We start from the raw sequence: 20074 nt of genomic DNA, 5'->3' as shown, positions 1-20074 counted from the left end.
ACCTTCAAGGTTTTGGAAACCTTGTAGGTCCGTCGCGTTATTGTTGTTATCCTGGAAGGTCGGCAAGACTTTACAGGTCGTATGACATCAATTCACCTTTTCCGGATTTAAAAGTGCAACCGTCCTGGTGGTTGCTGCCGTTACCGATAGTGGCAATACCAATATTACCCCAATAATAGGAATAAAAAGGAAGAGCATAAATACAATTCCATTTCCTATGGCCAGGCCTTTGTTTTGTTTAACAAAGCGTACACTATCGCAATAATTAAAATGTCGTTCCAAAGTGTAGTCCATATTACCAAATCCGGCATAGTAGGCTTGTACTAACAAAAGTAAAAAGGTAGCTACCACTCCAATTATGGGAATAAGACTAAATAATAAGATTGGAAGGGTCCATAGTAATTCCATCCCTAGATTTCGTAAATTTATGCGTAGTCCACGCCATAGCTGCTGAAGGAAACTCGTGTTTCTATGGCTATGGGCTTCTTTCCCCAGCAAGTGGGCCTCTATTTTCTCGGATACTGGGCTCATAAAGGGAGCGGAGAGTGCCATTACCAAATGTTTGTAGAGTATAAATCCCAGTACAAGGATCAGCATGCCGCCAAATACTTCACTTATAATGAATACGGTATGTTTGCCCCACTCCCATGGCCAAACTTGGGAAATAAATCCGCCAATAGTATCTGACAGGGTATAAGCGAGTGAAAAGATTATGGCAGCTGTAACCATGCTTATAAGGATCGGGATCCAGAAGTACTTCCATAGCCCTAGTTGGGAAATGATTTTAAAAGTACCCGAATAGGCTTTGATACCGCTTAGAATATGTTTAATCATGAGCTGTATTTTGCGTAAGCGATTGACGTGGCATCCTTTTATTTTTAGTGATCCATTTTATTGGGGGTCTGATACCTTAACAAATTTGGACATCAGTTTTCCGTATGGGATATAAAAATAAAAGATATAACAGAAAGCGCGACCCTTTTTTGCTTTTTTGCAAAAAAGGGATACGCCCCAATATTAGTTTCCGTATTCTTTTACCGCGTCTATAAACGCCTTGGCATTGTCCAAAGGTATGTGCGGTAGGATTCCGTGGCCTAAGTTTACCACATATTTATCTTTCCCAAATTCGTTGATCATTTGGGTGACCATTTTCTTGATTACTGCCGGTGGCGACAACAGTCTTGTGGGGTCAAAATTCCCTTGAAGCGTAATTTGGCCTCCGGAAAGGAATCTTGCATTTCTAGGGGAACAGGTCCAGTCTACCCCTAGGGCTGCAGCACCTGATTTTGCCATATCGCCTAAGGCAAACCAGCATCCTTTTCCAAAAACGATTACTGGAGTCTCATCTTTTAAGGCATCTATAATCTGTTGGATGTACTGGAATGAAAATTCTTGATAGTCAACAGGAGAAAGCATGCCTCCCCAAGAATCGAACACCTGAACGGCATTTACACCTGCATTTACTTTTGCTTTTAAGTAGGCAATGGTAGTATCTGTGATTTTTTGTAACAACTGATGGGCCGCTACCGGATTTGTAAAACAGAATTCCTTAGCCTTGTCAAAGGTTTTGCTGCCTTCTCCTTGCACCACATAGCATAAAATGGTCCACGGAGAACCTGCGAAACCGATTAATGGGATGTCATCGTTCAATAATTCCTTAGTGGCCTTTATGGCCTGCATTACATAATCCAATTCTACATTTACGTCGGGGACAATTACATTATCCACGCCCTTCTGATCTCTTACAGGATTGGGTAAATAGGGGCCGAAATTGGGTTTCATCTCTACTTCAATATTCATTGCCTGTGGAATCACCAAGATGTCACTGAACAAAATTGCGGCATCCATCCCGAATCTTCGAATGGGTTGTACGGTAATTTCGCTCGCCAGTTCCGGAGTTCTACAACGTGTAAAAAAATCGTATTTATCGCGGATGGCCATAAATTCGGGCAAATACCTTCCCGCTTGACGCATCATCCATACCGGGGGTCGTTCTACTGTTTCTCCTTTTAACGCTCTTAGGAATAAATCGTTTTTTATGCTCATAGTATAGGTTTTAATCTCCATCTTTATCTCTTTCAACATTTTTTTGGATGTTGTTTCTTGAGGATTTGACGACTATTAATTTATTATAGATTTATAATGTTCAGCTACCTTTTCCAAGACACTTTCCACCGTTGGTTTCTTGGCGATAATTATATTTGAGGTGTGTTTTCTAGCTTCTTCTGCGGTAGTGGTCCCGATGCAAAAAGCAACACTGTCATGTATAGAATTCTGGATCCGATAACTTTCTATACCGGTTGGACTAAAAAATAGTATACCATTAAATTGGGTGGTAAAGGTTTGTGGGTTAGGACTATTTTGATACACCACCTGTTCTTTAAAATCGATATTATTTGCTATTAATCTGGTAGGGATCTCGTACCGTCTTTTATTGCCACACAGGAATAGAAACGATTCTTTTGAGAATTGTGTGACCAGTATTTGTGCCAATTCTGCACCATAGTGGGTCGCCGCTACCACATGAATGCCATTTTTCTCTAATAAAGCCTTGGTTTTTTCCCCCACACAAAACGCTTTTATCTGGGAGTAATTGGGTTTATTAACATTATCCTTGTTGAGGTCAGCTGTTTTTTTGAGGCAATTTAGATAAGCCTTAACTGTATTTTGACTGGTAAAAATGACATTTTTATAGGAAGTGTCGATTTCTTGATCAAGAAAGGCGATTTTAAGTGCATCATACTCCTCAATTAGGAATTGGGGATGGTTTAGTAGGTCCTTTTGGGACGTACTAAGTATTTTGGTGGATAGTAGGCTTATGCTCATGGTATACATTTTTTCCAAGGACAGCTTATGCCAGTTCTTTTTTAATCTTCACCATCAACTCTCTACCCCCTCGATCTAAAATTTCTATAGCGCAAGCCTTTCCAAAGCCTTTGTAATCTTTACTTGGGATTGTTTTCTTGGTGGCCATTTTCTGTTTGCCATCCAGCGATAATAGCATCCCTTCGAAATGTAAATTGTCATTTACTATGGTAGCTAAAGCGCCAATTGGTGCGGTACAACCTCCTTCTAATACCTGCAGGAATTCGCGTTCCACGTGGGTGCATATTTCTGTGGGTAGGTGGTTCAGTTTTTGGACTGCTTCCGTAGAAAAAGAATCGCTTTCCATGGTAACTACTACCATGGCCCCTTGTGCTGGTGCAGGGATCATCCAGTCCAAATCTATATGATTTTCAGGAAGTACTTCAATTCTTTCTAGTCCAGCCTTGGCAAATATGGCCGCATTCCAAGGGTTATCTTGAAGTTTTTTAAGGCGGGTATTTACATTGCCACGGATATCAGTAACATTATGGGTAGGATATTTGTTGAGCCACTGTGCTTGCCGTCTTAAGCTTCCGGTGGCTACGGTACCTTCTCCGTTAAGGAAATCGAGTTCCTTATAGACCAGAATATCTCGGGTATTGGCCCTTGGTAGGACTGCTGTTTGAATTATACCTTTGGGCAGGCGTGTTGGTACATCCTTCATGGAGTGCACTGCAATATCCACATTGCCATTGATCATGGCGACATCTAGGGTTTTGGTGAAGATTCCTGTAATCCCAAGTTCGTAAAGGGGTTTATTGAGTAGCAGATCACCAGTGGATTTCACGGATACAATTTCGGTCTTAAAGCCTAATGCCTCTAATTCTGACTGTACGGTATGGGCTTGCCATAGTGCAAGTTGACTATCCCGTGTGCCTATTCTTATTGTTTTCATTTCGATTCCAGGTCTAGTTGAAAAACTCGTTGAATAAGTTCTAAACTTGTATCAGAATCGATTTTAGTGTCTTTAAGATGATTGGCAAATTGTTTGGTAATCTTCTGAATAATGCGTTCGGTGACGATATCTGCCTGCTTGGAATTAAAGTTGGTGATCTTTTTACTCTGAAAATCCAACTCTTCGTCCTTCATTGTTTTAAGCTTTTTCTTTAGGGCCTTGATCACTGGAGCAAATTTTCTAGTTTCCAGCCATTTGATGAAATCGTCTTTAACCTCTTCTATTATTGCTTCGGCCTGTGGCACATACTTCCTTCTGTTTTCTAAGGTGTCATCGGTCATTTGAGATAAATGATCTAAATGAACAACGGTTACGTTTTCCATTTCGGTTACATTTTCCGATACGTTCTTGGGAATGGATAGGTCCAAGATCAACAATGGTTTTTTGGTATAGATCAACTCCTTGGAAATTGTAGGAGAATGCGCACCTGTTGCTACAATAAGTACATCCGTATTACGGATCTCCGCCTGTAAGTCGCCGTAGTTCTTTACAATTAGATTAAATTTTCCGGCAATTTTTTCCGCCTTATCCTTAGTACGGTTAATTAGGGTGATATGTGAGTTTTTGGTGTGCTTTATAAGGTTCTCGCAAGTGTTTCTTCCGATTTTCCCGGTTCCAAACAGTAGAATGTTCTTTTCGGATATATTGGGGATATTGTTAATGATATATTGTACCGATGCGAAGGCCACAGAGGTGGCTCCAGAGGATATCTCGGTCTCATTTTTTATACGTTTACTAGCTTGGATCACGGAGTTGCACAGGCGCTCCAAAAACGGATTAGCCATTTGATGCTTCTTGGACCTGTTAAAACTTTGTCGCAACTGACTGATAATTTCAAAATCGCCTAAAATTTGACTGTCGAGACCGGTTCCCATTCGGAATAGATGGTTTATGGCATCGTTGTTTTTGTAGATATAGGCCACTTCCTGGAATTCCTCCACTGATCCCTTGGTATTGTCACATAGCAATTTAATTAATTGAAAAGGATGTTGGGCAAAACCGTATAGTTCAGTTCGATTACAGGTAGAGGTTACCAATAAATCTTCTATGTCAATAAGCTTTGCCTGTTCCAGAAGTCGGTTTATCGAATTCTCCTCCAAGCTAAATTTACCGCGTATCGTAGCATCTGCCTTTTTGTAATTAAGGCCGATGGCATAAAACGAATTGTGTTTGGAAATATTATAATCTTTCATATGTACCCTTCAGAGCGCAACAAAAATAAGAGCATCAAAGTTATAAAAGTAACGCTAGAGGAACAATTAGTATCGATTGTGGTTTTTTAACGTAGTAATTGGTGTTAATATGCTGTTAATGCTATATTTTAGCGGGGTAGGAGTGAATTACTATCCCTGTAATTTAGAATGCTTCTAAATAGAATTGATCAAAACAAAGAGATTATGGAAGAAAAAAACATCGCTCGAGGTTCATTTGAGGAGGTATTTGTTGAAGATGGATTTTTTTTGCTAAAAATTCAGAATGATAGTGTTGATAATCAAATGGTTACAAGGGAAATAGACAGTACTTTTATTCAATTTCATTTTTGTTTAAAAGGCAGTGCTAAGTTTATTTTTAATGAAGGTAGGTATGCCTTGGAGGTTACCGAGGAAAATTCTTTATTGCTCTACAATACTCAAGTTGATCTGCCTCTTAACCTAGTATTGAATGCTCATTCTTGGATGGTTTCCGTGGTGATGACCATTCGTAAGTTTCATTCTCTTTTTTCCAAGGAGGCCAATTATATTCCTTTTTTAAGTGCAGAGAACAAGGATAAGAAATATTATTCCCAAGAGCCGGTATCCCCAGCAATAGCCGTAGTTTTAAGTCAGGTTATGAATTACAACCTGCATCGGTCTATCAAGGAATTATATGTAAAGGGTAAGGTGTATGAGCTAATTTCCCTTTACTTTAATAAGAGCGAGGATGCGGATATGGAAAATTGTCCATTTTTAGTGGATGAGGATAATGTAAGAAGGATACGTAAGGCTAAAGAAATAATTATTGCCCGGATGGCTGAACCGCCCACTTTGGTAGAACTCTCGGAGGAAATAGGGCTGAGCCTTAAAAAATTAAAAGATGGCTTCAAGCAAATCTATGGGGATTCCGTGTTCAGTTTTCTGTTTGATTATAAAATGGAATATGCTCGTAAAATGTTAGAAACAGGCAAATACAATGTAAATGAAGTAGGTTTAAAGGTGGGGTATAGTACCGCGAGCCATTTTATCTCGGCCTTTAAGAAACGGTACGGGACTACTCCCAAAAAATATCTAATGTCTTTGGCTAACGGATAACTTGAGCTATTTGTTGAATTTAAAAAATGGAATATTTTTATTATTTTTTGTACAACATTTCTCTTTTGTACCCATCTATAGTTTTCTAACAGTAGTCGGTTTAATTGTTACACCTAGTCAATCTTGTGGAAATCAATGAGAAAGTAATGAAATTCTCGAGTAAATTATCGATATTTAACATTGAAAATAAAAATCAGGAACTATATGAAACTATTTAAATCTGCCTCGGCGTTTATCGCCTTGGCCTTTATTATCGGTTGCGGAAGTGCGAAAATTGAGGAAGAGGTAATTTTAAACCCACATCTGCACACTAATCCGGTAACGGCGGCACAACGATTGGTTCCTGCTACTAAAATAAATAAGGATCAAGTGCTTGTATTTTCAAAAACTAATGGATTTCGGCATAGTTCCATAGAAAAAGGAGTGGCTACTTTGGTGAAGTTGGGAATCACCAATAATTTTGAGGTAACACAAACCGAAGATTCCCTGCAATTTAATCCTGCTAATCTCCAGAAATTCCAATTGGTCATATTTTTGAACACCACTATGGATGTGTTGGGCGATGCCGAGGAGGATGCTTTTGAGGGATATATCCAGAATGGAGGTAGTTTTATGGGAATCCATGCTGCGGCTGATACCGAATATGAGTGGCCTTGGTACGGTAAAATGGTAGGGGCCTATTTCTTAAGTCACCCTAAGCAGCAGGACGCCGTAATAGAGGTGGTAGATCATAGCCATCCAGCAACCAAACATTTGGCTTCCACTTGGACTCATTTTGATGAATGGTACAACTTTAAGGAGATGAATCCCGATGTACATGTATTGATGAAGTTGGATGAAAGTAGTTATGAGGGAGGTAAAAATGGAGATAACCATCCTATTGCCTGGTATCATGAATACGACGGTGGTAGGGCTTTTTATACCGGCCTTGGTCATACCGATGAGGCGTATGACGACCTAAATTTTAGACAACAATTGATAGGCGGAATTGAATATTGCCTAGGCAGAAAGTAAGTCGCGCTCCAACATTGGATTCGCCATTGGTATGGCTTGACTACACCATTTTTTAATAACCACCATTCTTTTCATAATGTCCTGTCCCCGATAAAATACTTATCAATTTTTAGTGTTTCTTGGACGGGACTTTATAATAAGGGAGGTGTTTACTAGTTCATTTCTATACCATAACCCAATGGGCTATCTGCTCTAGTTATGATAAGATTTTTAAAACCCTTTCATATCTTTGTGAAATTAGTAAGACCATGCGGAATTTTTTGGTAGATCTTATACAAGTTGGTTCTAATGAATTTGTGGTTAATTAGGTATAGTATTAGTGAACTGGTTTCAGGTATAGTTAAATGTAAGGTTGAATAGGTTTGGGGTGTATAAGCCCAAAAATTACTTCAATTCATAGTTATAGTAGGTAAATTAAAAGAAACACCATGAAAATTGACATTTTACAGCCATCGGATGTAAGCGATAGCGTTACAAAACAAGTAAAGGAATTATTTGCTCAATTAAACGGCTCCATAGAGCAGGTGAACCTTGCAGAAGTTTTTAAACCAGAGAATGCAATTACTTTCGCCTATTGTATGGAAAAGGACAAATTGGTAGGTATGGCTCTAATGTGTGCTTATACCGTAGTGTCTGGATATAAGGGCTGGGTAGAGGATGTGGTGGTAGATAAAGCTTATCGCGGTCAAGGGATAGGACGTAAATTGATGGAAAAATTAGTGGATGAGGGCAAGCGTAAGGGGCTGTCCGAAATTCTCCTTTTTAGTGCCGATAAGCGGATAGAGGCTATTGGGCTCTATAAAAGCTTGGGATTCCAGCAAAAGGAAAGTCGCATTTATGTGTTAAAAACGAGCTAGTACTATTTTTAGAAGCACTATTTTATTGAATATCATTAGCCATCGCTTAGTTTTCTATAGGCGGTGGCTTGTCTTTTTTATATCGGTTTATCAGCTGCTTTCGTCGCAGAGTATCCTCGGTAAGGAGAGTAGATTGCTTCAGAGCACTGGTGGCAGCCATAGAACTGAACTCGCATCGGTTATAATATTTTTATTTCCATGAATTAGGTAGTGTTGACCCTCTCATGATCCCTAATTCGAATTTCGCAGTAGCAAGGCAACTTTTGATTGGAATTCGATAAAATTCCGTTGGTTATTCCTTATTTTCTTGATTATATTGCTGTTAGCTTATCATTGTGATCAAATTCGTCCAGATTCTTAAAAAATAGTGGAGGGGTGTGTTTCAATTTTGGTAAGCTGTTATAATAATGACGTCCATTTTTAATATGGATTAATAGATATCTAAAATGGTCCATTATTATGGGCGGTATTAGGTTTCGACTTAAAAATTATATAATCATGAATAAAAAAAAACCGACCAAAGCCAACGCTTCGCGCCGTTCGTTTATTAAAAAAGGGGCTATGGCCTCGTCCATTTTTATTGTACCTAGATTTGTGATGGGTGGAGTGGGGTATACCGCCCCCAGTGACCGTTTAAACTTGGCCGCCATAGGTTCTGGTGGTAAAGGAGCAAGTGATATTCGAAACGCATCCGTAGGCGGGCGTGAGAAAGTTGTTGCTCTCTGCGATGTGGATTTCTCAGGATCAGCAACTAAATCTGTTTCTCAATTTCCCAAAGCAAAATTATATGCGGATTTTAGGGAAATGTTGGATAAGGAAAAAGGTATTGATGCAGTGACCATTTCTACTCCAGACCATGTTCATGGCCCGGCTGCGGCGTATGCTATGGAACGCGGGGTACACGTTTATGTGCAAAAACCCATGACCCATAATATAAGAGAGGCCAGAGTACTCACCGAAATGGCACGGGATAAGAAAATTGTGACTCAGATGGGGAATCAGGGAGGATCCAATCCACTTTTGGGAATGGTTCAAAAATGGATAGATTCTGGAGTTTTGGGAAAAATATCTAAGGTACAGGTATGGACCAACCGTCCGGTGTGGCCACAAGGTGGTGCCATGCCCCTGCCAGACCCCAGCTCCAAGCCCAAAGATCTTAATTGGGACCTTTGGCTGGGACCGGCAGCACTTAAACCCTATACACCAAATATGCATCCCTTTGGTTGGAGGGGATGGTGGGATTACGGAACCGGTGCCCTTGGGGATGTAGGATGTCATTTGATCGACATCCCCTTCCGTACTTTGGGCCTTAAATACCCTACAGATGCGGAATGTAGTGTTGGCGCAGTATATACCAAGATGTGGAGTCCGGACTATCAACCTGAAGGCTGTCCCGCTTCCTCTTTTATAACCCTACATTTTGCTGCCACAGAAAAAAGTGGTTCTCCAATAGAAATGACATGGAGCGATGGGGGAATTAGACCTGCACATCCCGAGATTATTCCTGCCGATCATGAAATTGGAGGTGAGAATAGTTTAAATGGCGTTTTAATCATTGGGGAAAATGGAATTATTTCTACTAATATAAATGACAGTTCCCCATTAATGCCAAAGTTATATTTGAATGATGGTACTACGGATTTTGGTCCTGAGGAAGAATCCAATGACGAACCGGAATACGGACATCAGCGCTTATGGGTAGAGGCCTGCAAAGCTGGTTTTGGAAGTAAGGAACATCTTGGGCTTACTTCTTCCTTTGATTATGCCGGCCCTATGACGGAGACTGTTTTAATGGGTAATCTGGCTATAAGAAGTTATCTTTTACAACGGGAAAATGAAAAAGGGAAAATGGATTTCTTTGCCCGTAAAAAATTGTTGTGGGATGGGGAAAATATGCGGATTACCAACCAGGAAGAAGCGAATCAGTTTGTGACTCGGAAGTATAGGGACGGTTTTGTAGTATAAGCTATTCTTTACATTTTGTTTAATACACCTTCATCACTATAGTTTTGGTAGTGGTGAAGGTGTTTTTTTTATTGTGTCTGGAAATTTAAATAGGGTCAATAAAAATGATTTTATGCTATATTTGCCACCGATAAAACATTAAATAAAATAAATGAAACAATTACTTTTTGCATTGGTGCTTACTATGTTTATTTCGTGTAATAGTGATGAGGAAACCGATTTTGTGGCCAAGAACGAATTGGAAATCACTGCCTATATAGAAAAAAACAACCTGCAGGCAGAGAAGAGCAATAGCGGACTTTATTATGTGATTGATGAAGAAGGCAGTGGCGTACGCCCTTCGGCATCTTCAGAGGTTACTGTAGCCTATAAAGGATACTATAGTAATGGGAAGGTGTTTGATCAGAGTAAAGAAGAGGGAATATCCTTTCCATTGCAAGGTGTAATAAGAGGCTGGACCGAAGGCATTCCTTATTTTAAAGAAGGTGGTAGAGGAATGTTGTTAGTACCTGCGCATTTGGGATATGGCAATAGGGACACCAGAGGTATCCCCGGTGGGTCTGTGCTTATCTTTGATATTCATCTTATTACCGTAAAATAGGGAAGCCCTATAGTTGTACCTGGGCCTTGGCCTTAAGAATAAGTATCTAATACTTCACAAAAACCAGCCTTAAAGGTTGGTTTTTGTGTTTTAGGCCGATTTTATTTATAAGAAACCAAGCTGAATGCGCTGCTACATCTTTAATAAAGGATAAGGAAATGGAGGTTTAAACCAGGAATGCCAGCTCGTGTACTTTCTTGCTTAAAAGAGATCAGGTTTAGGAGTCTAAGGGTAGATAGTGCTAATTGGAGCCTAAATTATAACGGGTATTATGGCTGAAATACCTAATTTTCTGTATTTTGTTGCCCTATTAGGAAGGGTAGGATAAAATGTCTAGAAGTCGATCATTTTATTCAAATTAAACGAGACAATTAACTTTTATAAGTCTAGCTCCACTTAAAAGCTTGTGCTTTCAATCTTCATCAAAATTGAAACCCTACATTAGACAGGAGTTTCTAATGGAGTTGGATTGTTGTGTAGGAGCTCGACTTTAATTATTACCGTGATTTAAAAACAGGTGTATGAGTGTATTTAGAATTTTTCTTTTTTCAATACTTTTTTTAGGTTTTGAAAATATATCTGCCCAGGAAACCGATTCTATGGTTTGGTGGAATCCTACCAATTCTAGCTTTCCCGTAGTACAAGGTCAAGCTTGGCCAGATCAGGTGGCGGGTACCTACCATCGATTACCGGAAAAGTCCGAAAATACGGTTAGGCCTGCGGTTTGGAATCTATCCAAAGATGCAGCGGGTCTTTCTATACGATTTTGGAGCGATGCCAGATCTATTTCAGTGCGGTATACCGTAAAAGGAAGCCATGCCATGCCTCACATGCCTGCAACCGGAGTGAGTGGCGTGGATCTTTATGCAAAATCAAGCGACGGGGAAAGTCAATGGTATAGAGGTCGTTATTCTTTTGGGGATACCATACACTATCATTACAATTCTATAGATCCCAGGGAGAAATATCATGAAAAGGGAAGGGAATACCAATTGTACCTGCCTTTGTACAACGAGGTGGAGTGGTTGGAGATCGGGGTATCACCTGAGTCGGATTTAAATCCCCTGCCGCTGAGGCAGGAACGGCCCATTGTAATCTATGGTACCTCTATTGCTCAAGGGGGCTGCGCTTCTCGTCCGGGAATGGCATGGACTTCTATTTTGGAACGTAAACTGGATAGGCCTTTAATTAATTTAGGATTTTCTGGCAATGGGCGACTAGAATCTGAACTAATTGACCTGATAACGGAAATTGATGCAAAAGTAGTGGTGCTAGATTGTCTTCCCAATTTGGTGGCTACTAAGAACCGAAGTTTGGAAGAGGTATTGCAACTGATGAAATCTGCCGTATTTAAAATCAGGGAGAAGAGGCCTAAAGTTCCTATTTTATTAGTGGAACATGGCGGATATTCAGATGGACTTGTTGATGTGGAACGTAAAAAAGCGTATACTGATCTAAATAGGATGGCCCAGCAGGCTTTTAATCAATTGCAGGTAGCAGGAGTTTCTAATTTGTATTTGCTGGGCAAGGAGGAAATTAATTTGTCCATGGAGAGCTTTGTTGATGGTACCCATCCTACCGATTTGGGAATGATGGAATATGCCCTTGCCTATGAAAAAAAGATCCGGGAAATACTGAAGGAACCAATTGGTATTTATTCTACGACCAAACCGGTGACCCAAGCTAGGGAGCCTGGAATGTATTCTTGGGAAGAACGGCATCAAAAATTGATCCAACTAAATAGGGAGAATCCTCCAAAAGTTTGTTTCCTTGGGAATAGCATTGTCCATTATTGGGGAGGCCTTCCAGAGGCTCCCCGTAGTAATGGCGAACAGTCTTGGGAGGATAACTTTGGGGATTTTAAAACCCGTAATTTTGGATTTGGGTGGGATAGGATAGAGAATGTATTATGGCGAGTTTATCAGGGGGAACTGGATGGGTTCGAAGCCGATCAAATTGTACTGATGATAGGCACTAATAACCTACATCTGAATTCGGATAAAGAAATCCTAGTGGGTTTAGAGATTTTGGTGCAGGCCATCAGGCAAAGACAGCCAAAAGCAAAATTGCTGTTGGTGGGCTTCCTTCCTAGGGTTAAAGATGAATTTAGAATACGAAATTTAAACCTAGAAATCGCTAAGTTGGCGAGTTCTAATACTCTTAAGTATGTAGATGTGGGGCCGGTGCTATTACAGAAAGATCAGAAAATAGATGCAACACTTTTTTCCGATGGCCTACATCCCAATGACAAAGGGTATTCTTTACTTGGCAGGGAGCTGCGTAAGTATATAATGCCTAATTCTGGTCATTAGTAGGGGGCGCACCCTAGCTCGTAAAGGGCGGATAAGCAAAATACCGAATAGTATTAATACTGGTCTAACTAGTTTGAAGAGAGGTGTCCTTATAAATTATTAGGGCAAAACTCTAGCTACCATTATCCCCGTATTGCTTTTTATATTCTTTAAATAATCGACTAAGGGTTGTTTGGTAACTTCTACCTCCATGGACCCTGTGGAAGCATGTAGTAAGTGTATTCTACCATCTGCTTCCCGGGTTGCAATACCCGTATGAGTAATGTCTAGCCCTTTTATGGAAGTGGTCAAGGCTATGATATCTCCAGATTTAATTAAATGTTCATTTTCCTGAATTTGATCTTGTGGGAGAATACAAATGGACTGGTTTTTTAGAAACTGTTCCGACTCCTGGATCTTTTTATAGTTTTTGGAATCTTTTAAAAATGGATATAGGTCCCTATGCGTGCTCATAAAATTAATTTCCTTGCTACTTTCCTTCCCGCCAATTTCAGCAGTTAGGTCTTGGAGCAGTCCTTTTTCTTCGTTATTGGCAATCCATTCCGAGAAATAGTGAAGTCTAGAGGCATATCCACTTAACACCCCATTCTTATACCGAATGGTTTCTAAGTGTTTTACATAGGAATCGAAATCGGTTTGATCTTGCTGTAGCATATAGCTAAACGCAAGAACATTTTCAACAAAGGTTGTGCAATCGAGCCCTTGCAGATTAACAACAAGTGATTCCTTATCTCCAATCTCTAGGGTTTTTGCCACGTAAGGTATTCCCATAAAGGTTTTTCCTACCGCTACCACTGTCTCGCCAAAGGCATTGGATTTAAGATTGGAAATGGAAGTTATTTTCGACTCAAATGCCTTCCGGTCTTGTAAGGAGCAAATAATATCCTGGGCAAATCCCATATGGGACAGAAGTGCCATGGTCGCAATTAATAGCGATACTTTTGGTGGTGCGATTTTCTTCAAATTTAAAATTTCCATAAGTTTTATGAATAACTCACTAAGTGAGATTTGAATGCTCTGACGCTTGCCTACCCGTTGCGTTCAGGCGGGCGTCCAAATGATATTCGTAGTTTCCGTTCGATGCCTCATGGGCTTGCCAGAGCTAATTTACTACACTAGTTCGGTTGCCTGTTAATGTTGTTGATTTTCATTATCGGAAGCAACACAAGTTCAAAAATACAAAATCCTTCGGTTAAGGGAATTTAATATATTCATAATTGTGGCTAGTCTTTAGGTGTTGTTCTTCAATTGAATAATTGGGTTAAAAATTAATTTTCTTATTCTTTGAACCGGGTAAACCGGATAGATGGGCTTAGGCTTTAGGTAATCTGGAGTACTGCATCACTTAAATTTTATTAAAGGAAGTTATTATTAGGGTGGAATATAATCGGATGATGTTTAATTTTAAAAATACCTTACTGTATTTAAATATACTCAATGAATTGAATACAAGTTATTTACGTTGTAAATTATAATCCTTTACTTTAGATATTTTTTCATTGTATCCTATGATTTTAAAATCATTGTTTTTTTTATGAGTCTTTCATTCGCTTGGACGGGAGATTACGACCGCTATCCAATATAAATGCACTGCCTTCTTAGGGATTTGAATTAAATTTGGTTCTAAATCAATTCCCTCTATACCCGTATTGAGAACTATTTCCTGGTTTTAAAATTTAGTTCCTTTACAAGTGTTATTTTTGCTTTAATAGTAAAAATTAATACCAGTCTTTATAATGAAAGGAGTTTTGTTGGTGAATTTGGGATCCCCTGATAGTCCCACCCCTAAAGATGTTAAACCGTATTTGGATGAATTTTTAATGGACGAACGGGTAATAGACGTGCCATTATGGTGGAGGAGAATTCTTGTTCGTGGAATTATTTTAAGGACAAGACCTAAAAAATCTGCGGCAGCCTATCAAAAGATTTGGTGGGAGGAAGGATCTCCTTTGGTGGTAATTTCTGAGCGTTTTTCAGATAAAGTAAAGGATTTAGCGGAAATTCCAGTGGCTTTGGGAATGCGTTATGGTAGTATGAGCATAAAAAATGGACTCCAAGAGTTGAAAGATAAGGGAGTAACGGAGGTGTTATTGGTTCCGTTGTATCCCCATTATGCCATGTCTTCCTATGAAACTGTGGTCGTAAAGGCCATGGAAGAAAAGGACCAGCATTTTCCTGAGATGCATATAACCACCCTACCTGCCTTTTACAATAATCCAGATTATATAAAGTTGTTGTCGGACAGCATTACCAATGGCTTAAAGGATTTTGACTACGATCATATTTTATTTTCCTATCACGGTATCCCAGAAAGACACATTAAGAAATCGGATCCTACAAAATTCCATTGTAAGATAGATGGCCAGTGTTGTAGTACCAATTCAGTGGCGCATAATACCTGTTATAGGCACCAATGTTTTGATATGACCGAAAAGATAAAGCAGTATTTGGGCCTTTCAGAGGATAAGGTGAGTCTTTCCTTTCAGTCCAGATTGCTCAACGATCCGTGGTTAAAGCCATATACCGACTTCGAGTTTGAACGCCTTGGAAAGGAAGGAGTTAAGCGTTTGGCGGTAATTACTCCGGCTTTTGTTGCCGATTGTCTAGAAACCCTAGAAGAAATTGCCATGGAGGGCGAAGAACAGTTTAAGTCGGCCGGAGGAGAAGACTACAAGCATATCCCCTGTCTAAATGACAATCAGGAATGGGTAAACTTGATGGTTAATTGGATCCACGATTGGCAGCTTAAAGAAATGCTTCCCGCGTAATGGCAAAAGTTTCGGCAGAGCAGCTTGGGAACGAGCCCATTGGAAAACTCCTTATTAAACAGGCGGTACCTGCCTCTATTGGGATTTTAGTGATGTCGCTCAATGTTCTTGTCGATTCCATTTTTGTTGGGAATTGGATTGGATCTATCGCTATTGCCGCTATAAATGTAGTGTTACCAGTGTCCTTTTTTATCGGGGCCTTGGGGATGGCGATAGGGATTGGGGGCTCTAGTATAATTTCTCGTGCGCTAGGTGCCAATAACCAACCAAAGGCTCTTAAGACTTTTGGAAACCAGATAGCCCTGACTTTGTTAGTAACCGTGGCGATGGTGTTGCTGGGGCTGTATTATACCGATAGTCTTATTCCCGCCTTTGGAGGTAAGGGTGATATTTTTGAACTCGCCAAAATTTATTATACCATAGTCTTGTATGGGGTGCCATTCTTAGCGCTTTGTATGATGGGGAATACGGTGATTAGGGCAGAAGGGAAACCCAAGTTTGCCATGAACGCCATGATTATCCCTTCAGTAGGGAATTTATTGATGGATTACCTCTTTATCTATGTTTTTGATTGGGGGATGGCAGGTGCCGCTTGGGCTACCACTATAGGGTATTTCTTGTGTTTTGCTTATGTTGTTTATTTTTTCCTATCCCAGAATTCCGAACTAAAGATTAATTGGTCTCATTTAAGGTTTAGTAGGCTCATTTTAAAGGAAATTGGGGCCTTGGGTTTTGTAACCTTGGCAAGGCAGGCGGTGGTAAGCTTGATCTATCTTTTAATGAATAATATTTTGTTCAACTTGGGGGGCGAAGCCATGGTTGCCGTCTATGCCATAATCGGGCGGATGTTAATGTTTGCCCTCTTTCCTGTTTTTGGGGTCACCCAAGGCTTTTTGCCTATTGCAGGATTTAACTATGGGGCAGGAAAATACCAAAGAGTACGAGAATCTATTAATACCGCAATTAAATATGCGGCTATTTTGGCTACCACCGTGTTTATTGGACTCATGATATTTCCCGCGGAGATTGCGGGCCTCTTTTTGAGCAGTCGACCGGATATGTCCGCCAAGGAATTAGCGATGAATGCATTTGTGTTGGAGCATACCCCTTCGGCCATGCGAATGGTTTTTGCCGCCACGCCCATAATTGCGTTACAGTTGATCGGTGCCGCCTATTTTCAGGCCATTGGAAAGGCTGTGCCAGCGCTTTTACTTACCCTGAGCCGGCAAGGCTTCTTTTTTATACCGCTCATTTTAATCTTACCCAACTATCTTGGGGAAATAGGGGTGTGGATCTCTTTCCCGATCGCCGATGTTTTAGCAACCCTGGTTACTGGCTATTTTTTACGAAAAGAGGTAAGGAAGGGATTGATGGAAGGAAATGATTCAGATGGAATTCACAATCATGAATAAGTTTACATAAAGCAATAAGATTAGTTTTTCAAATCTTGGTCTCTTACCTTTACCATGCAAATATTATCCTATGACCGTCTACTACAATTACATTAAAGCCTTGCACCTCATTTTTGTGATTACCTGGTTTGCGGGCTTGTTCTATATCCCTCGTTTGTTCATTTACCATATAGAGGCCGACCAAAAACCATCCCCGGAAAGAGAAATATTAACGCAGCAATTAAAATTGATGACCAAGCGGTTATGGTACATCATTACGTGGCCCTCCGCAATTTTGGCCACGGGCTTTGCCATCTGGTTACTGTTTTTGTTTCCCTTTTGGCTTCAGCAACCGTGGATGCATATAAAATTGGCCTTTGTAGTGCTGCTCATCGCCTACCATTTAAAAAGTCACCAGATGTTTAAGCAATTACAACGCGATGAGGTAAAATACACCTCCAAATTTATGCGGATTTGGAACGAAGGGGCTACACTAATCCTCTTTGCCATTGCTTTTCTGGTTATATTAAAAGGCACTTTTAATTGGATCTTTGGAGTGGTGGGTATATTGGTATTGGGAATACTCCTGATGCTGGGAATCCGACTTTATAAACGTATCCGTGACAAAAATCCAGAGGCTTAGGATCTCTAGTTTAGTTTTGGCGTTATAATTGTTATATTTAAAGACTAAAAATAAATCTCTCTTGCTGACAACCATTTCCCTGCGTAGTCGAATCATTATCTCCATGATTTTTTTGGTGGTCATAGCTTTTATTTTGATCGCATCAGTCACCATTTATCAATACAGCGAACAGAATAAGGATTACCATGCGGAACGTATGGAGCGAAAGGAAGAACAGATAAAGCAAAGTATTGATCTTACCCTGCAAAAAACTACCTATCCGGTCACCACCGAAAATTTGCCACATATTTTTAAAGATGAAATTTATGAGATTGCCATAGTGCAGAACATCAATTTTAACATCTATGACTTAGAAGGACAGCTCCTTAAAAGTTCTCGACCAAAGTTTGAAGTCGATTCTATTTCTAAGTGCTTGGAAGCAGAGATCCTAAATCGCTTAGGAACCAGTCCTTCAAAAAGAATTGTAGAGCAAAAGATGGCGGCAGGTTTTAAGTATCAAGCATCCTATACCTTTATTACCGACAATAAATTCAAACCAATAGGTATATTAAACTTGCCTTATTTTGAGGATAACTCCTTCAATGACAAGGAGTTGAAAGAGATTTTGTTGCGACTTACAGGTGCCTATTTACTGCTGCTGTTGATAGCTATCGCCTTATCTTATTTTATGTCCAAATTTATAACTAGGTCCTTGCAGACCATTTCGGATAGGTTAAACCAGACCGATATTACCAAGCGGAACGAAAAGATATTTATTAAAAACCCCAGTGAGGAAATAGGGAAGTTGATCACTTCTTATAATCAGATGATTGATGAACTGGAGATCAGCGCGGCTAAATTGGCCAAAGGCGAAAGGGAGCAGGCTTGGCGTGAAATGGCTAAGCAGGTAGCGCATGAAATTAAGAATCCGTTGACTCCAATGAGGCTCAGTGTTCAGAATTTTGAAAGAAGGTTTGATCCAAATGATCCGGATATCCTTCAAAAAGTTTCAGAATATTCCAAAACACTTATCCAGCAAATAGATACGATGAGTAGCATTGCATCGGCATTTTCAAACTTTGCCCAAATGCCTGCCCAACAGAATGAAACACTGGATGTAGTGAAGATCGTTAAATTGGCAGTTGATATTTTTAACGAAAACTATATCGAATTCTCCAGCAATGATAAAGAAGTTATAACCGTTTTGGACCGGACCCAGTTGATTAGAGTGGTCACCAACTTGGTGAAAAATGCTACCCAAGCAGTAACTATGGAAGCAGCACCACGCGTGCTTGTTACCGTTTTTAAAGAAGAAGGGTGGGTGTGTATTAGGGTGGCTGATAACGGTGTAGGAATTAGTGAAGAGATGAAGGATCGGATTTTTGAGCCTAAATTCACCACCAAAACCAGTGGTATGGGCTTGGGCTTGGGGATGGTGAAAAATATTGTGGAAACCTATAAGGGGAGTATCCAATTTGAATCCCATCCCGATTCTGGAACGGTCTTTACTGTAAGGTTCCCAATTGAATTCAAATAGTACTTTATTTTTTAGGTGGTTTGTTAAAGTTGGGCCATAAAATTTTGGCAATTGGTATTTAAAAACTATTTTAAATAATAATTAAATACTTGTAAAATAAGGAGGAAATGAAATTCGAAAATGTTTTGATCAGTAATGAGGCTGCAATTGCAACGGTGACAATTAATAGGCCTTTAAAATTAAACGCTTTAAATAAAGCTACTATTAAAGAGCTGCACCATGCACTTAATGACCTGGACAAGGATAAAAGTATAAACGTCATTATTCTGACCGGTAGTGGGGAAAAGGCCTTTGTTGCTGGTGCGGATATTGCCGAATTTGCACATTATTCAGCAAAGGAGGGAGGTAAACTAGCATCTAGTGGACAAAAGTTGTTGTTCTCTTTTATAGAAAATATGAGGACTCCTGTAATTGCGGCCATCAATGGTTATGCATTGGGAGGCGGACTGGAATTGGCCATGGCCTGTCACTTTAGAGTTGCTAGTCACAATGCCCGTATGGGGCTTCCCGAGGTCTCTCTGGGGGTGATCCCAGGATATGGAGGTACGCAGCGCCTACCACAGTTAATTGGGAAAGGACGCGCCATGGAAATGATTCTTACTGCCGGAATGATCGATGCCGCTAAGGCTCATGAATATGGATTGGTGAACCATGTAGTGGAGCTAGAACACCTAATGGACCTGAGTATAAAATTGGCCACTAAAATTTCTGAAAATTCGCCCAAAGCGATAGGGTATGCAATAAAAGCGATAAATGCTGGTTTTAATACTAGTGAAAACGGATACGAGGCTGAGATAGAGGCTTTTGGAAAATGCTTTGGAACTTCCGATTTTAAGGAAGGTACTTCGGCATTTTTGGAAAAAAGAAAGGCAAATTTCCCCGGCTTTTAACAACCCAAG

17 protein-coding genes are annotated in these 20074 nt (G+C 40.0%); 11 read left to right on the top strand and 6 right to left on the bottom strand.

Features of this window, described 5'->3' with window-relative positions:
• Positions 1-87: 87 nt before the first annotated feature.
• The 5 genes from KCTC52924_RS05905 to hemA form a co-directional block, all read right to left on the bottom strand.
• Positions 88-834, bottom strand: a complete 747-nt coding sequence (locus tag KCTC52924_RS05905) for an EI24 domain-containing protein (protein WP_251807565.1) — start codon at positions 832-834, stop codon at positions 88-90.
• A 183-nt stretch (positions 835-1017) separates the two neighbouring features.
• The gene (gene hemE, locus KCTC52924_RS05900; RefSeq protein WP_251807664.1) at positions 1018-2046 is read right to left on the bottom strand and encodes a uroporphyrinogen decarboxylase; all 1029 of its coding nucleotides are present in this window, start codon (positions 2044-2046) and stop codon (positions 1018-1020) included.
• Positions 2047-2121: 75 nt separating this feature from the next.
• Complete coding sequence (locus tag KCTC52924_RS05895; RefSeq protein WP_251807566.1) at positions 2122-2826, bottom strand: uroporphyrinogen-III synthase; 705 nt, start codon at positions 2824-2826, stop codon at positions 2122-2124.
• A 25-nt stretch (positions 2827-2851) separates the two neighbouring features.
• Positions 2852-3766 carry a hydroxymethylbilane synthase gene (hemC, locus tag KCTC52924_RS05890; protein ID WP_251807665.1) on the bottom strand — a complete coding sequence of 305 codons (915 nt, stop codon included), beginning with the start codon at positions 3764-3766 and terminating at the stop codon, positions 2852-2854.
• Positions 3757-5013 (bottom strand): glutamyl-tRNA reductase, encoded by a 1257-nt coding sequence (gene hemA, locus KCTC52924_RS05885; protein WP_251807567.1) that lies wholly within the window; start codon positions 5011-5013, stop codon positions 3757-3759. The genes hemC and hemA overlap by 10 nt, the downstream gene beginning before the upstream one ends.
• Positions 5014-5217: 204 nt before the next feature.
• Here hemA and KCTC52924_RS05880 point away from each other — a divergent pair, with 204 nt between their 5' ends.
• The 6 genes from KCTC52924_RS05880 (at position 5218) to KCTC52924_RS05855 (ending at position 12857) form a co-directional block, all read left to right on the top strand.
• The gene (locus KCTC52924_RS05880) at positions 5218-6108 is read left to right on the top strand and encodes an AraC family transcriptional regulator (protein WP_251807568.1); all 891 of its coding nucleotides are present in this window, start codon (positions 5218-5220) and stop codon (positions 6106-6108) included.
• 204 nt (positions 6109-6312) lie between these two features.
• Entirely contained in the window at positions 6313-7122 is an 810-nt protein-coding gene (locus KCTC52924_RS05875) for a ThuA domain-containing protein (RefSeq protein WP_251807569.1), read from the top strand.
• A gap of 428 nt (positions 7123-7550) precedes the next feature.
• Entirely contained in the window at positions 7551-7979 is a 429-nt protein-coding gene (locus KCTC52924_RS05870) for a GNAT family N-acetyltransferase (protein WP_251807570.1), read from the top strand.
• Between the two features lie 498 nt (positions 7980-8477).
• Entirely contained in the window at positions 8478-9944 is a 1467-nt protein-coding gene (locus KCTC52924_RS05865; protein ID WP_251807571.1) for a Gfo/Idh/MocA family protein, read from the top strand.
• A gap of 151 nt (positions 9945-10095) precedes the next feature.
• Positions 10096-10545 carry an FKBP-type peptidyl-prolyl cis-trans isomerase gene (locus KCTC52924_RS05860; RefSeq protein ID WP_251807572.1) on the top strand — a complete coding sequence of 150 codons (450 nt, stop codon included), beginning with the start codon at positions 10096-10098 and terminating at the stop codon, positions 10543-10545.
• 521 nt (positions 10546-11066) lie between these two features.
• Positions 11067-12857, top strand: coding sequence for an SGNH/GDSL hydrolase family protein (locus KCTC52924_RS05855; RefSeq protein WP_251807573.1), 1791 nt, complete (start codon positions 11067-11069; stop codon positions 12855-12857).
• A 99-nt stretch (positions 12858-12956) separates the two neighbouring features.
• On the opposite strand, the gene KCTC52924_RS05850 is transcribed toward KCTC52924_RS05855, so the two are convergent.
• Positions 12957-13835 carry an N-acetylmuramoyl-L-alanine amidase-like domain-containing protein gene (locus KCTC52924_RS05850; protein ID WP_251807574.1) on the bottom strand — a complete coding sequence of 293 codons (879 nt, stop codon included), beginning with the start codon at positions 13833-13835 and terminating at the stop codon, positions 12957-12959.
• A 758-nt stretch (positions 13836-14593) separates the two neighbouring features.
• On the opposite strand from KCTC52924_RS05850, the gene hemH reads away from it, so the two are divergent.
• From hemH to KCTC52924_RS05825, 5 genes are all read left to right on the top strand, one after another.
• Positions 14594-15625: a ferrochelatase gene (hemH, locus tag KCTC52924_RS05845; RefSeq protein WP_251807575.1), complete on the top strand. Its 1032-nt coding sequence runs from the start codon at positions 14594-14596 to the stop codon at positions 15623-15625.
• Positions 15625-17037, top strand: a complete 1413-nt coding sequence (locus KCTC52924_RS05840) for an MATE family efflux transporter (protein ID WP_251807576.1) — start codon at positions 15625-15627, stop codon at positions 17035-17037. Before hemH ends, KCTC52924_RS05840 begins: the two co-directional genes overlap by 1 nt.
• 70 nt (positions 17038-17107) lie before the next feature.
• Complete coding sequence (locus KCTC52924_RS05835) at positions 17108-17659, top strand: CopD family protein (protein WP_251807577.1); 552 nt, start codon at positions 17108-17110, stop codon at positions 17657-17659.
• Positions 17660-17762: 103 nt separating this feature from the next.
• Positions 17763-19175, top strand: coding sequence for an ATP-binding protein (locus tag KCTC52924_RS05830; protein ID WP_251807666.1), 1413 nt, complete (start codon positions 17763-17765; stop codon positions 19173-19175).
• Between the two features lie 107 nt (positions 19176-19282).
• A complete protein-coding gene (locus tag KCTC52924_RS05825; protein WP_251807578.1) occupies positions 19283-20065 on the top strand; it encodes an enoyl-CoA hydratase/isomerase family protein in 783 nt (260 codons plus the stop codon).
• The last annotated feature ends 9 nt before the right edge of the window (positions 20066-20074 follow it).

The sequence above is a fragment of the Arenibacter antarcticus genome (assembly GCF_041320605.1).
GTDB classification, from domain to species: domain Bacteria; phylum Bacteroidota; class Bacteroidia; order Flavobacteriales; family Flavobacteriaceae; genus Arenibacter; species Arenibacter antarcticus.
Note: the sequence above shows the minus strand (reverse complement) of the source record. Positions and strands in the feature narration are given on the sequence as shown.

Coding starts and splice junctions, on each gene's coding strand:
- hemA (WP_251807567.1), bottom strand. CDS start 5,013: ATGAAAGATTATAATATTTCCAAACACAATTCGTTTTATGCCATCGGC.
- KCTC52924_RS05855 (WP_251807573.1), top strand. CDS start 11,067: ATGAGTGTATTTAGAATTTTTCTTTTTTCAATACTTTTTTTAGGTTTT.
- KCTC52924_RS05825 (WP_251807578.1), top strand. CDS start 19,283: ATGAAATTCGAAAATGTTTTGATCAGTAATGAGGCTGCAATTGCAACG.
- KCTC52924_RS05830 (WP_251807666.1), top strand. CDS start 17,763: ATGATTTTTTTGGTGGTCATAGCTTTTATTTTGATCGCATCAGTCACC.
- KCTC52924_RS05905 (WP_251807565.1), bottom strand. CDS start 834: ATGATTAAACATATTCTAAGCGGTATCAAAGCCTATTCGGGTACTTTT.
- KCTC52924_RS05895 (WP_251807566.1), bottom strand. CDS start 2,826: ATGAGCATAAGCCTACTATCCACCAAAATACTTAGTACGTCCCAAAAG.
- KCTC52924_RS05840 (WP_251807576.1), top strand. CDS start 15,625: ATGGCAAAAGTTTCGGCAGAGCAGCTTGGGAACGAGCCCATTGGAAAA.
- KCTC52924_RS05865 (WP_251807571.1), top strand. CDS start 8,478: ATGAATAAAAAAAAACCGACCAAAGCCAACGCTTCGCGCCGTTCGTTT.
- KCTC52924_RS05835 (WP_251807577.1), top strand. CDS start 17,108: ATGACCGTCTACTACAATTACATTAAAGCCTTGCACCTCATTTTTGTG.
- hemE (WP_251807664.1), bottom strand. CDS start 2,046: ATGAGCATAAAAAACGATTTATTCCTAAGAGCGTTAAAAGGAGAAACA.
- hemH (WP_251807575.1), top strand. CDS start 14,594: ATGAAAGGAGTTTTGTTGGTGAATTTGGGATCCCCTGATAGTCCCACC.
- KCTC52924_RS05880 (WP_251807568.1), top strand. CDS start 5,218: ATGGAAGAAAAAAACATCGCTCGAGGTTCATTTGAGGAGGTATTTGTT.
- KCTC52924_RS05870 (WP_251807570.1), top strand. CDS start 7,551: ATGAAAATTGACATTTTACAGCCATCGGATGTAAGCGATAGCGTTACA.
- KCTC52924_RS05850 (WP_251807574.1), bottom strand. CDS start 13,835: ATGGAAATTTTAAATTTGAAGAAAATCGCACCACCAAAAGTATCGCTA.
- KCTC52924_RS05875 (WP_251807569.1), top strand. CDS start 6,313: ATGAAACTATTTAAATCTGCCTCGGCGTTTATCGCCTTGGCCTTTATT.
- KCTC52924_RS05860 (WP_251807572.1), top strand. CDS start 10,096: ATGAAACAATTACTTTTTGCATTGGTGCTTACTATGTTTATTTCGTGT.